The organism is Qipengyuania gaetbuli (genome assembly GCF_020524765.1).
GTDB classification, from domain to species: Bacteria; Pseudomonadota; Alphaproteobacteria; order Sphingomonadales; family Sphingomonadaceae; genus Qipengyuania; species Qipengyuania gaetbuli_A.
Window position 1 is genome coordinate 1,004,190 of record NZ_JAIVLR010000001.1, and the last position, 13,699, is coordinate 1,017,888.

General features: G+C 66.3%; 9 protein-coding genes. 2 read left to right on the forward strand and 7 right to left on the reverse strand.

The annotated features are described in order from the left end of the window. Window positions 1-5: 5 nt before the first annotated feature. Window positions 6-1,388 carry a DcaP family trimeric outer membrane transporter gene (locus tag LC083_RS05155; RefSeq protein WP_226699468.1) on the reverse strand — a complete coding sequence of 461 codons (1,383 nt, stop codon included), beginning with the start codon at window positions 1,386-1,388 and terminating at the stop codon, window positions 6-8. 146 nt (window positions 1,389-1,534) lie between these two features. Here LC083_RS05155 and acs point away from each other — a divergent pair, with 146 nt between their 5' ends. Together acs and LC083_RS05165 are read left to right on the forward strand one after the other, a co-directional pair. Continuing rightward, on the forward strand, window positions 1,535-3,469 hold the full coding sequence (gene acs, locus LC083_RS05160) for an acetate--CoA ligase (protein ID WP_226699469.1): 1,935 nt from the start codon (window positions 1,535-1,537) through the stop codon (window positions 3,467-3,469). Between the two features lie 5 nt (window positions 3,470-3,474). Next, complete coding sequence (locus LC083_RS05165; protein ID WP_226699470.1) at window positions 3,475-4,110, forward strand: response regulator transcription factor; 636 nt, start codon at window positions 3,475-3,477, stop codon at window positions 4,108-4,110. Here the strand turns inward: LC083_RS05165 and LC083_RS05170 are convergent. The 6 genes from LC083_RS05170 to LC083_RS05195 form a co-directional block, all read right to left on the reverse strand. Beyond that, window positions 4,080-7,442 (reverse strand): PAS-domain containing protein, encoded by a 3,363-nt coding sequence (locus LC083_RS05170; RefSeq protein WP_226699471.1) that lies wholly within the window; start codon window positions 7,440-7,442, stop codon window positions 4,080-4,082. The two genes, LC083_RS05165 and LC083_RS05170, sit on opposite strands and share 31 nt — an antisense overlap. Before the next feature lie 106 nt (window positions 7,443-7,548). Beyond that, a complete protein-coding gene (locus tag LC083_RS05175) occupies window positions 7,549-9,324 on the reverse strand; it encodes a sodium:solute symporter family protein (protein ID WP_226699472.1) in 1,776 nt (591 codons plus the stop codon). A gap of 11 nt (window positions 9,325-9,335) precedes the next feature. Next, the gene (locus LC083_RS05180) at window positions 9,336-9,614 is read right to left on the reverse strand and encodes a DUF4212 domain-containing protein (protein ID WP_222555197.1); all 279 of its coding nucleotides are present in this window, start codon (window positions 9,612-9,614) and stop codon (window positions 9,336-9,338) included. Between the two features lie 125 nt (window positions 9,615-9,739). Continuing rightward, window positions 9,740-10,414, reverse strand: a complete 675-nt coding sequence (locus LC083_RS05185) for an exonuclease domain-containing protein (RefSeq protein WP_226699473.1) — start codon at window positions 10,412-10,414, stop codon at window positions 9,740-9,742. Next, on the reverse strand, window positions 10,407-12,269 hold the full coding sequence (locus LC083_RS05190; RefSeq protein ID WP_226699474.1) for a putative nucleotidyltransferase substrate binding domain-containing protein: 1,863 nt from the start codon (window positions 12,267-12,269) through the stop codon (window positions 10,407-10,409). The genes LC083_RS05185 and LC083_RS05190 overlap by 8 nt, the downstream gene beginning before the upstream one ends. Window positions 12,270-12,351: 82 nt before the next feature. After that, complete coding sequence (locus LC083_RS05195; RefSeq protein WP_226699475.1) at window positions 12,352-13,572, reverse strand: polyhydroxyalkanoate depolymerase; 1,221 nt, start codon at window positions 13,570-13,572, stop codon at window positions 12,352-12,354. Between the last annotated feature and the right edge of the window lie 127 nt (window positions 13,573-13,699).

A 13,699-nucleotide genomic window follows, 5' to 3' on the forward strand; every position in this document is an offset into this window, starting at 1 on the left:
GCTTCCTAGAAGGAATATTTCGCCGACAGCTGCAGTTTCTGCAGATTGCCCGAGGTGCCGTTTTCGAGCGTGCGTTCGGCGTACATGTACTCCAGCCCAATATCGACCGGCCGCACGGGCGAGTAGATGATGTTGGCGAACACGTTCCAGCTCTCGTCGGTCACTGCGCCGGTGGTCAGCAGGACCGGATTGTCGGCCTTGAAATAGGACCCTGCCACGCTGGAGCGCAGCTTGTCCGACCACAGGTGGCGGTAGGCGGCAAAGCCCGAGTAGGTGAAGATCGGGTCGAGGTCGCCATCGAGGTCGAGCGCGGCATCGTTGACGATGTTGAGCCCGATATAGCGGCCAAGGCCGTCGCCGACCGTGCCCATGAAGCGCAGATCGTCCCGCTCGCCCAGCGCCAGCTTGCCCGACACGCTGAGGCCGTAGCCGATCGCGCTGTCCCCGTCGGAGCCGAGGTCGTCGTCGGAAATACGCAAGTTGCGCAAGATTCCCGCGGCAGTCACGCTGCCCCAGTCGCCCGAGAGGTTATAGCGCGCGACGAAGTCGGGAAGCGTGTCGTCCCCGCCCAGCACGCGCCCGCCCGCCGGCGTGGTAACGGTCGTCTCGGGCTGTTCGGCAGCGAGCATCAGGCCCCCGCTGGTGTAGCGGATCATCGGCTGGCGCACGAAGACCGTGCCCGGCGTCGTGCCGATGAAGTCGAGGCTGTCGGGCAGCGCGCCCACGTTCTGGAAGGTCGACCAGGCCTGTCCGAACAGCCAGTTGTCGTAAGTGATGAACGCCTGCCGCAGGCGCGGTTCGTAGCTGTTCGAAATCCGCTCGTCCCCGCCCGGCGTGACCATGAAGTCGAGCTCGATCTGCGAATTGAGCGTGTGTTCCGCGCCGACGTCGGTCGCGGTCTTGAAGATCAGGCGCGACTGGCGGGCGTTGTAATCGGTGTCCCAGCCGGACCCGTCCCCGCTCACGGGGATCGCCCCGGGAATGAGGAAATCGCGCACGATATTGCCGCTGTCGACCTGCCCGCCGCTGGTGCGCTGCGAGATCGCGTCGAACTTGACGTAGCCGGCATAGGAAATCGTGGTGTTACCCACGCGGAAGCCCTTGTCTTCCTGCTTCTTGGGCTCGTCGATCTGGGCGGCGAGTTCGGCCTGGCGCGCCTGCAGCGCCTTCGTTTCGGCCAGCGCCTGCTGCGTGGCGGCGACGGCTTCGGCCTGCTGGCTATCCATCTGCCCCTTTTGCGCATCGAGCCGTTCGACCAGTTGCATCACCAGCGCTTCCAGTCGGTCGAGCCGCTGCTCGACATCCGCATCCTGCGCCGCTGCCGGTGCAGCTGCCATGCACGTGCCCGCCAGCAGGCCTGCACGCAGTACGGTCCTCAATCCCCTCATCGCCATCGCAGCCTCCCTCGCTGTCATCTCAGGCAAGTATGGGCTGCAAGACGCCGCGAAGGGTATGAGCGGATGGTCGTAAGACCTTCGTCTGAAAGCGCGAGGGGGCCTTGTGCTGCTATCACGAAGGTGAAGGGAGACGACCCATGCTCAATGCCGTCCAGCGCCTCGATACGGCCCGCGAAACCAACTGCACGCCGGAAATGTACGAGCAGCTCTACCGCCGATCGGTAGAGGATCCGGACGGCTTCTGGCTCGAACAGGCCAAGCGCCTCGACTGGGCCGCGCCCCCGACCAGGGGCGGCGATTGGTCCTATGACCCGGTCGGTATCGAGTGGTTTGCCGACGGCACGCTCAACCTGTGCCACAATGCCGTCGACCGCCATGTCGAGGCGGGCCGCGGCGATGCCACCGCGCTGATCTTCGAGCCGGACGATCCGGCCACCCCGGGCCGCAGCCTGACCTATGCGGAGCTTCGCGGCGAGGTCGTGCGCATGGCGAATGCGCTCAAGGCGATGGGCGTCAAGCGCGGCGACCGCGTGACCATCTACATGCCGATGATCGTCGAAGGCGTGCTCGCCATGCTGGCCTGCGCCCGCCTCGGCGCGATCCATTCGGTGGTCTTCGGAGGCTTCTCTCCCGAGGCGCTGGCCGGCCGCATCGAAGGCTGTGCCAGCCGCTTCGTCGTCACCGCCGATGAAGGCCTGCGCGGATCGAAGCGCGTGCCGCTGAAGGCCAATGTCGATGCCGCGCTGGCCGAACCCGATCACGACACGCCGATCGACGGCATGCTGGTCGTGCGCCACACTGGCACCGAGGTCGCCATGACCGAGGGACGCGACCACTGGTACCACGATCTCGCCAGCGACGAGGAATGCCCGTGCGAGCCGATGGGCGCGGAGGACCCGCTGTTCATCCTCTACACCTCCGGTTCGACCGGCAAGCCCAAGGGCGTGGTGCACACTACCGGCGGCTACGGCGTGTGGACGGCGACCACCTTCAGCTATGTCTTCGATTATCGCCCGGGCGAGGTGTTCTGGTGCACCGCCGATATCGGGTGGATCACGGGCCACAGCTACATCGCCTACGGCCCGCTGCTGAACGGGGCGACGCAGGTGGTGTTCGAGGGCGTGCCCAACTACCCCGACCATGGCCGGTTCTGGGACGTGGTGGACAAGCACCAGGTCAACATCCTCTACACCGCCCCCACCGCGATCCGCGCACTGATGCGAGAAGGCGACGCCTACGTGACCAGCCGAAATCGTTCGTCGCTCCGCCTGCTCGGCACGGTGGGCGAGCCGATCAATCCCGAAGCCTGGCGCTGGTATTTCGACGTGGTCGGCGAAAAGCGCTGCCCGATCGTCGACACCTGGTGGCAGACCGAAACCGGCGGCGTGATGATCACGACGCTTCCCAATGCGCACGACATGAAGCCGGGCAGCGCGGGCAGGCCCTTCTTCGGCATCTGCCCCGAGCTGGTCGACAATGACGGCGGCGTGCTGGAGGGCGCGACAGAAGGCAACCTGTGCATCACGCACAGCTGGCCGGGGCAGGCGCGCACTGTCTACGGCGACCACGAACGCTTCGAGCAGACCTATTTCAGCACCTACAAGGGCAAGTACTTCACCGGCGACGGCTGCAAGCGCGACGAGGACGGGTACTACTGGATCACCGGGCGCGTGGACGATGTCATCAACGTCTCCGGCCACCGCATGGGCACGGCCGAAGTCGAAAGCGCGCTGGTCAGCCATGCCAAGGTGAGCGAGGCCGCGGTCGTCGGCTACCCGCACGACATCAAGGGCCAGGGCATCTATTGCTACGTCACGCTCAATGCGGGCGAGGAAGGCTCCGACGCCCTCTACGCCGAACTGCGCGGCCATGTGCGCAAGGAGATCGGCCCGATCGCCTCGCCCGACCACATCCAGTTCACCGACGGCCTGCCAAAGACGCGCAGCGGCAAGATCATGCGGCGTATCCTGAGGAAGATCGCGGAGAACGATTACGGCTCGCTCGGGGATACCTCGACGCTGGCCGATCCCAGCCTGGTTGATCGTTTGATCGAAGGACGGCAGAACCGCTGACAGGCATGGCACAGCGCATCATCATCGCCGACGACCACCCGCTCTTCCGCACGGCTCTGGGCCATGCGGTGGGCCGGGTGTGGCCCGAGGCCGAAATCGTCGAGACTTCGTCGGCCAGGGGCGCGCGCGAGGCGGTGGAGGCGGGGGCCGAAGCCCTGTTGCTCGACCTCCATATGGAGGATTCGAACGGGCTGTCGGCGCTGATGGACTTCCGCCAGGATTTCCCTGCGCTGCCGGTCGTGATCGTTTCGGCGAGCGAAGAAGCGCGGGTCTATGCCGCCGCCAGCCAGCTGGGCGCGGCCGCTTTCATTCCCAAGTCCGCCAGCCTCGAGACCATGCGCGAGGCGCTGGCCTGCGTGCGCGAGGGCGAGAACTGGTTTCCCGAAACCGGCAGCGGACCGGACGAGGATTTGGCCAAGATCGCCAGCCTCACTCCCGCGCAGCGCCGCATCCTCGGCCAGCTGAGCGAAGGCCTGCTGAACAAGCAGATCGCCTATGAACTCGATATCAGCGAAGCGACCGTGAAGGCGCATATCACTGCGATCTTCCGCAAGCTGGGCGTGGTCAACCGGACGCAGGCCGTGCTGCTGGCAGGCAAGCTGGATGTCGATCAGGCGGTGGCGGACCCCGCGGCCGGCTGATCGCCGCCGGTTCCCCGCGCCACGCAATCCGAAATCAGTGCGCGCAGGGCTGCGGGCGATGACGGCTTGAGCAGTCGCTGGGCACCCATGCGCGATGCCGCCCGCTCGGTTTCCTCGCCCGCCTCCGCGGTCAGCAGGATGGCCGGCGGGCGCTTGCCCCAGGCGGCGCACAGCGCCTCGTAGACCCCGTCGCCGCGCTCGTCCTCGTCGAGGCGGAAGTCCATGATCGCCACGTCGGGCGGCGTTCCGGCCACCTCCAGCGCCTGCGACAGGCCATGCGCGCAGGTCACGGCCAGGCCCCATTTGCCCAGCAGCGCCGCCGTGGCGCTGAGCGCGGCGGCATCATTGTCGACCACGAGGATGCGCGCGCCCGCCAGCGAGGATGCCGCACGCCGCCGCTCCGGCTGCACCCGCGCGCCCCAGCGCAGCACCGGCAGGCGCACCGCGAACCGGCTGCCGCGCCCGACGAAGGAGCGCGTCTCCACCTCGACGCCGAGCAGGGCGGTGATGCGCCGGACGATGGCAAGGCCGAGCCCGAGACCTTCGCGGTCCTGCGTCCTGCCGCGCTGGAATTCGCCGAACATCCGCTCGATATCCTCGTCCGCGATGCCTGCGCCGGTGTCGTAGACGCACAGGTCCACATCGCCTCCCGCGCGCCGCACGCCGAGCAGCACTCCGCCCCTGTCGGTATACCGGATGGCATTACTGAGGAGGTTGCGCACCACGCTGCCGAGCAGGGCGCGGTCGGTGTCGATCCACACGCTGGTGGGCACGCGTTTCAGCGCCAGCCCCTTGCTTTCCGCCTGCACCGAAAACTCGCGCATCATCTCGTCGAAAATTTCGTCGAGCGCGACCGGTTCGGGGCGCGGTTCGATACCGCCGCCATCGAGTTTCGAAATGTCGAGCAGCGTGCGGATCAGCCGGTCGGCCGAGGTAATCGACCCGTCGAGATCGCGCACCAGCCGTTCGAGCTGGTCGCGCCCGCGAACTTCCTCGCCCAGCGCGGAGGCGAACAGTCGCGCGGCATTGAGCGGCTGGATCAGATCGTGGCTGGCCGCGGCAAGGAACCGCGTTTTCGAGCGCGTGGCCGCTTCGAGCGCGTTGTTCGCCTCGCTCAGCTGCTGCGTGCGTTCTGCGACCTTCTGTTCGAGCGCCTGTTCAGCCCGTCGGTCCGCAGTGACGTCGCTGTAGCTGGTCACGTAGCCGCCGCCCGGTGCGGGGTTGCCGACGATGCGCATGATGCGCCCGTCGTGCTGCTCGCGCTCCATCCGGTGGGTACGCCCGGCGCGCATGTGTTCGAGCCGGCGGGCGACCTGCTCCTCGATTTCGGCATGCGGAACGCCGCCCTGGCGCAGGTTGAAGCGGATAAGATCGGCGATCGGCGTGCCCACGCTGGCAAGCTGGTCGGGCAGTGCGAACATTTCCTGGTAGCGGCTGTTCCACGCCACGAGGTTCATGTCGCTGTCCACCAGCGCCACGCCCTGGTCGATGTTCTCGATGGCCAGTTGCAGCAGGTCGCCGCTGAAGGTCAGGCGGCGGCTGGTCTCGTCGAACATGGCCACGACCTGTTCGAGCGGGACGGCATCGCCCTGCGCCCAGCTGGCGGTGAGCATGCGCGCGGACGATGTACCGACCACGCCCGCGATCAGCCTTTCCGCCATGGCAAGCGCCTGCTCGTCGGCCGGATCGCTGTCGCGGTAGCCTGCGCCCAGCGCCTCTGCCGCGCGCCGCTGGCCGATGAACTGGGCCAGCAGCAGGCGGATGTCGGCAATGCGCTTGGCGGTGACGAAACCGGGCCGTGCGCCGGGCGGTGCGGTACCGACGAAAGCCGCCGCCTGCGCGGCATCGACCAGCGTCTCGCGTCCGAAGGCAGAGCCAGCCCAGTAGGCCGCGACATTGAAACCGAGGCTCAGCAGCACGCCCGACACCAGCGTATCGGGATGGATGGCGAAGACCGGTGGCTGGTTCGTCGCCGCGGGCAGGATCAGCAGGACCAGCCAGCAGGCGAACCCGGCCAAGAGGCCGCTGGTCATGCCGGTCTTGTTGCCGTGGCGCGTCATCATGCCGAGCACGAGGCCAGGCGCGAACTGCGCCATGGCTGCAAAGGCCAGCGTTCCGAGACCGGCCAGCTCTGCCGCCGCCCCGAAGCCGAGATAGAAGAGATAGGCGAAGAACAGCAGGCCGCCGATGACGAGACGGCGCACCATCAGCAGGCGCAGCGCGAGGCGCGTTCGGTCGCCCCCGCCACGCAATTCGCGCCGGAACACCACCGGCAGAACGAGGTCGTTGGTGATCATCGTCGAAAGCGCCACGCTGGCGACCACGATCATGCCGGTCGATGCCGCGAACCCGCCAATGAAGACAAGCAGGGCCAGCAGCTCGCTGCCCGAGGACAGCGGCAGGGCCATCACGATCATGTCGCCCGGCGTCTGCGCCGGAAGCGCGGACAGGCCCGCCAGCACGATCGGCACGATTACGAGCGATGTGACCGCCAGATAGGCCGGGAAGACCCAGCGCATCGCCGCGCTGGCGCGGTCGGTCTGCGCCTCGACGAAGGTCATGTGGAACTGGCGCGGCAGGCACAGCGCCGCGCAGGCCGCAATCAGGGTGAGTACGGCAAAGCGCGCATCGAACTGCTGCGCGGAAAAGGGCGAGACCGCTTCTCCCGCACCGTCTGGCTGTCCGGCAAGCAGCACCATCGCGAACGCCGCCAGCGCCAGCAGCGCGAACAGCTTCACTGCCGATTCCACCGCGATGGTGAGGACCAGCCCGGCATTGTCGCCGGCGCGGTCGGCCCTGCGCGAACCGAACAGGATCGCGAACAGCGCCATGCTGCCTGCAACCAGCAGGACCAGTTCGTCGGGTGAGACGCTGGCTTCCAGTTCTGGATCGAGCGCGAGCAGCGATGTGCCGACCGATTGCAGCTGCAGCGCCATGTAGGGGAGCGAGCCGACGGTCGCGAAGATCGTTACCAGCGCGGCGACCAGCGCGCTCTTGCCGTAGCGTGCCGACAGGAAGTCGGCGATCGAGGTGGAATGCTGCGCCTTGGCCTGCGCAAGGATGCGCCGCACCAGAGGATAGCCGAGCGAGAAGACCAGCACCGGCCCAAGGTAGATCGGCAGGTAATGCCAGCCCGAACTTGCCGCCGAACCGACCCCGCCGAAGAAGGTCCAGCTGGTACAATAGACCGCAAGGCTCAGGCCGTAGATCCAGTCGCGCCGGCTGGCGGAGACAGGGCGGCCGGTCTCGGCCAGCCGGTCCTGCCGCGATGCCAGCCAGAACAGCAGTGCCAGGTATAGCGTCGCCGTAACGATCGCCGTGCCGAACAGCATGGACCTCTCCCTTCCCCCGCGTGCAGCCTATCGAAACTGCCGTATCATGCAAGAAAGGGCGGCGCCGCGCGGCACCGCCCTTCCTCTGCGACTGTCCCGAAGGGCGTCAGTGTGCGTGGGCATCACCCGCGCCGCGGGGCACGCGGATCGAATCCACCAGCTTGCGGATTTCGACCGGCGGGCTGGCGGTCATCTTCGACACCGCGATGGCGACGGCGAAGTTCAGCACCATTCCGACCACGCCGATCCCTTCGGGCGAGATGCCGAAGAGCCAGTTGTCCGCCACGTTCGCTGCCGGGTTCGCCAGCTTGAAGTAGAAGATGTAGCCGAAGGTGAAGGCGAGGCCCGTAACCATGCCCGCAATCGCCCCTTCCTTGTTCATGCGCTTCGAGAAGATGCCCATGAAGATGGCGGGGAACAGGCTGGCTGCGGCAAGGCCGAAGGCGAATGCCACCACCTGTGCCACCCAGCCCGGCGGGTAGATGCCGAGATAGCCTGCCACCACGATCGCTGCCGTTGCCGCAAGGCGCGCCGCCAGCAATTCGCCCTTCTCCGATATGTCGGGCTTGAAGGTCGACTTGAGCAAATCGTGGCTGACCGAGCTGGAAATCACCAGCAACAGGCCGGCAGCGGTCGACAATGCTGCGGCAAGCCCGCCGGCCGCGACCAGCGCAATCACCCAGCCCGGCAGATTGCCGATTTCCGGGTTGGCGAGGACCATGATGTCACGGTCGAGGTAGACCTCGTTCTCGCTGTCCGCGACCGGTGCGTTGGTGACGAGACGCTCACCCGAAGGACCGGTGCCTTCAGCGAAGGTCGGAGCGCCTTCAAACGCGTCGCCGCTGCGCACCTGCATCACCCCGTCGCCGTTCTTGTCCTGGAAGGCGATGAGATCGTTGCGCTCCCAGTTCTTGAACCAGCCCGGTGCTTCCGAATAGCTCGTCTCGTTGACCGTATCGATGAAGTTGAGGCGGGCAAAGGCGCCCACGGCAGGTGCGGTCGTGTAGAGCAGGGCGATGAAGATCAGCGCCCAGCCGGCCGACTTGCGGGCATCGGATGCCTTGGGAACGGTGAAGAAGCGCACGATCACATGCGGCAGTCCCGCAGTCCCGACCATCAGGGCCAGCGTGATGCAGAACACATCGATCATGCTCTTTGACCCGTCGGTATATTCCCCGAATCCCAGGTCGGTGAGCACCAGGTTGAGTTTCTGCAGCACGTACAGCCCGGACCCGTCGTTGACCTGGCTGCCCAGGCCGAACTGCGGGATCGGATTGCCCGTGATCATGAAGCTCAGGAAGAAGGCCGGCACCATGTAGGCGAAGATCAGCACGCAATATTGCGCGACCTGCGTATAGGTGATGCCCTTCATCCCGCCGAGCACGGCATAGACGAAAACGATGCCCATGCCGATGATCACGCCCATGGTGATGTCGACGTCGAGGAAGCGCGAGAACACGATCCCCACGCCGCGCATCTGTCCGGCGATATAAGTGAAGCTGATGAAGATCAGGCAGATCACCGCGACCACGCGCGCGGTCTTGGAATAGTACCGCGTGCCGATGAAATCGGGCACGGTGAACTGGCCGAACTTGCGCAGGTAAGGCGCCAGCAGGAGCGCCAGCATGACGTATCCGCCGGTCCAGCCCATCAGGTAGACCGAACCGTCATAACCGAGGAAGGCGATCAGGCCCGCCATCGAGATGAAGCTTGCCGCGCTCATCCAGTCGGCAGCCGTGGCCATGCCGTTGACGACCGGGTTCACCCCGCCGCCGGCGACGTAGAACTCCTTCGTCGAACCTGCCCTGCTCCACAGGGCGATGCCGATGTAGAGTGCGAAGCTGGCGCCGACGAAGAGGTAGATCAGAGTTTGCGTGTCCATGTTCCCCTCCCTCAGTCGTCGAGATCGTACTTGCGCTCGAGCTTCCGCATCTTGACGACGTAGTAGAAAATCAGCGCGATGAAGATGTAGATCGAGCCCTGCTGGGCGAACCAGAAGCCGAGCGGGTATCCGCCGATCATGAACTGGTCGAGGAACTCGCGGAACAGGATGCCTGCCCCGAAGGAACAGGCGAACCAGATCGCCATGAGCGTGACCAGCAGGCGGACATTGTCACGCCAGTAGGCGCCCTCTGCCTCGCTGGTCTGGTGGGTATCGGTATCGTCTGACATGGCCTCCCCCTCGTATTCTTTTGGCGTCGTCTTGTGGTGTCTGCCACCCGCAGAAACGGGAGCATCAAGGGAAGGCTATGGGAGCGTGGCCCCCGCGACGAGAGCGACATAAGTCTAATAGGGCCTCAACCCCGCAGAACCGAGCCCAACCGCGCGTCCGCAGGCAGCCTGCGCGCCTGGGCCAGCAGCAGTTCCGCCGCCGCCAGCGCGTCCGACAGCGCATCGTGCTGGTCGTAGGCGGGAAGGTTGTAGCGCGCCCGCACCGCGGCGAGGCGATAGGCTTCGCTGCCCACCAGGTTGGGGTGCAGCCTGCGCTCCAGTTCCAGCGTGCAGATGGCGCGCACCGGCAGCGCCTCGCCGAAGCAGGCGCGCGTCGTGCGCTCGATGACCTCAACCTCGATCGCGGCGCCATGAGCGACGAGCACGCGGCCCGACAGCGCCGAAACGAGCGGTTCGAGGACCTGCCGCAGCGGCTGGCCTTCGCGTGCGCGTTCCTCGCCGATGCCGTGCACGGTGACAGCGCCATCGTCGAGGCGCCGCGCGCTGCGGATGTCGAGCGACATGGCACCGTCCAGCGCGATCCCGCCGGTATCGAAGGCAAGCCATCCCGCCTGCAGGACGTGCGCATCGCGCGCGAGCCCGTCGAGCTCGAAATCGAGCGCCAGCAGCGCCGCCTCGCGCAGCGGCAGCTCGAGAGCGGGCCAATTAGCCCCGGCATAAGCGCGAAGCAGCTCCTGCCCGCTCTTCCCGAGCGCTGCGAGCCGGCGCCGGAAGCGCCAGTCGGCTATGCGCTCAAGCAATCCCGCCTGCCAGGTTGCGCTTCAGCGAATCCAGCCCGCCGCTGATGACCGAGAACGCATCCTTCAGGTAATCCCGCTCGAGCGGGGAGAGGGCCGCAGGGGCAATCGCATTGTCGGGCGCGGTGCCCGCACGGACCTGCGCGGCCTGGTGTGAGATACGCAACTCGCTCACCAGCAGGAAGGCGTCCTTCAGGCTTTCGGCATCGCCGCGCGCCATGCGTCCGGCGGCAGCCAGGGCCTCCAGCCGCTCGATCGTGCCGACCGCGGGCAGCCCCTCCGCCAGCGCGAAGGTGCGGGCGATGTCGATCACCGGCAGGATGGCCTGTGCCTTGGCATCGAAGACCTTCTTCCCGTCCTCTGACTTTTCCAGCACGAGGTTGCGGAAGAAGCCCAGCGGCACCTTGCTGCGCTGCGCATCGCGGGCAAGGAAGCTGAGGAACAGGCCCGAACCGCGTGCCTTGTCGACGACGTCCTCGTGCAGGGCCTGCGCCATGGCCGCATCGCCGTAGACTGCGCGCATGTCGAAATAGATCGTTGCGCGCAGGATGCGGTCCTCATCCGGATTGGCGATCCAGCGGCCGTAACGCTCGCTCCATTCGCTGCGGGTGAGGCGCTGTTCGGCGTTCTTCGCCATGATGCCGCCCTTGCAATAGACGAAGCCGCATTCGTCGAGCAGGTCGGATATTCGCGCGCCGAGCGCCGCGAAATATTCGCGCCCGCTTTCGTCCACGCGGTCGTCCATGACGATGCCGTTGTCCTGGTCCGAGCCGACCAGCTGCTCCCCCCGCGCGAGCGAGCCGAAGACCAGCAGCGCATAGGGAACCGGCGGCGGTCCCAGTTCCGCCTCGGCAAGCTCGGCCGCGCGCCGGTGGACCGCTTCGCCCAGCGCGGAGGTGAACCGCATCGTGTGTTCGGCATGGAAGCCGCCCGCATCCATCCGCGCAAAGCCTTCGGGTATCTGGCGCGCCGCTGCGACCAGCGCCTGCGGGCCGGCGGCCTTCGCCACCAGCATGCCGGTATCGATGGCGCTGTCGCCGAGATAGGCGAGGATGTCTGTCGCGCTGAGGATGGCGACCAGTTCCCCTGCCGAACCCAGCACGGGAATATGGCGGAATCCGCCAGCCGCCATCAGCGCCATCGCCTCTGCCGCAGTGGCGTGGCGCGGCAAGGTGCGCGGCGCAGCGGTCATGACCTCGCGGATCGGCCTGTCGAAATCGGTCCGCGCGGCGACCACGCGCTTGCGCAAATCCTTGTCGGTGAAGATGCCGACCAGCCGGCCGTCCTCGCAGATCGCCAGCGTGCTCACGTCCCGCTCGCTCATCAACGTGGCGGCATCGGCAATGCTGAGGCCGGGTTCGCAGGACACCGGCTGCTTGTGCACCAGCAGCTGCTCGATGGTCGCGTGCTGGAGCGTGCTCGGCCGTTTGAGCCGCAGGTCGCGCACGGCGCTGCGGATGCGTTCCGTCTCGCTTTCATTGAAATAGTCGCGCACGGCGTCGCATTCGCTGCGCAGGCGGTGGAACTCCTCGCCCGGCAGGCAATAGACCAGCGTGTCTTCCAGCGCCGTGGTGGTGTTGCGCACCTCTCCCCCGCGCAGGAGCGACGGGAAGGCGAAGCTGCCGCCGCGCCCGAGCCGCATGGTCAGTTCCTCCCCCGCGAGGCGCAGTTCGACCGATCCGGAGCGAACGATGAACAGCAGGTCGTTGTGCGAACCCGCCTCGAGGATCGTGTCCCCGGCCCGGAAATAGCGCACCGTCACCCGCCGCGCGATTGCGGCGATGCGGTCCGCGTCCAGCCTGCCGAAGGGCGACAAATCGCCCAGGAAGGACCGGATCTCGCTCAGCTCGCTGGCCATGCGCGAAGCCTAGCACCATTGGTGCCGCTTCGTCGCATCGACTTTAGTCCAAGTGGCACAGGGGCGCGAAGACCCCGGCCGCTCAGCCGTGCTTGGCGATGAAATCCTCGACCACCGGGGCGATCTTCGTGCGCCACCTGCTGCCGTTGAAGATGCCGTAATGCCCGGCGCCTTCGGCCATGTAATAACGCTTCTTCGATGCCTTGAGATTGGGTGTGAGGTCGAGCGCAGCCTTGGTCTGGCCGAGGCCGGAGATGTCGTCGCGCTCGCCCTCGATCGCCAGCAGCGCGGTCTGCGTGATGTCGCCGAGGTCGATCAGCTTGCCGCGGTGCATGAAAGTACCATTCGGGATCGCATGGTCCTGGAACACCTCTTTCACCGTCTGGAGGTAGAATTCCGCGGTCATGTCGCAGACGCTGCGGTATTCGTCGTAGAAATCCTTGGTCGCTTGCGCGCTCGCCTCGTCGCCCACGGTGAGGTGTTTGAACATCTCGTAGTGGCTCATCATGTGATTACCGAGGTTCATGCTCATGAAGCCGGCGAGCTGCATGAAACCGGGGTACACGTCGCGCCCGGCACCGCGATACTGCATCGGCACGGTGGCGATGACATTGTGGCGGAACCACTCGATCGGGCGTTCCATGGCAAGGTCGTTGACGCTGGTCGGCGAACAGCGCGTGTCGATCGGACCGCCCATCATGGTCAGCGTCTTCGGCGTGCAGGGGTGCTTGTCGCGGTTCATGATCGCCGTCGCGGCGAACACGGGGACCGAGGGCTGGCACACGGCCATGGCGTGCGCGCCCGGACCGATATGGTCGAGGAACTCGATGACGTAATCCATGTAATCGTCGAGGTCGAAATGCCCCTCGTGCAGCGGCACGTTGCGCGCATCGGCCCAGTCGGTGACGTAGACGACGTAGTTTTCGAGCATCCGCTCGACCGTGCCGCGCAGCAGCGTGGCGTAGTGTCCGCTCATCGGAGCGACGATGAGGAGACGCGGAGCGTCTTCGGGCAGGTTCTCGCGGTGGAAGCGTTTCAGGTCGCCGAACGGCTTGTTGAGCACGGTCGCCTCGACGACCGGCCAGTGCTTGCCGCCCGCTTCCACGCTGTCGATGCCCCAGGCCGGCTTGCCATAGGTGGCGGTGGCATGGGCGAAGACTTCCAGCGCGCTCGCGGCGACGGGCCCCATCCCCATATAGCCGAAGGGCATGGCGGGATTGGACAGCATCTCCGCCCCGATCGAGGCCCAGGCGCTGGCGCTCGACAGCCAGCTGCGCTGCAATTCATAGGCGTGATAAAGCATCGGCGTCCCCTGCTGCCCGCGCTGTTGTGTTATCGCTGCGGGCACTCCTTGAAAAAAGGCAGTCTGCCGAGCGATCGATCGTTGTGCAATGCACAAAACGTGCAAAAGTGCCCGAATTGCGCCTCGC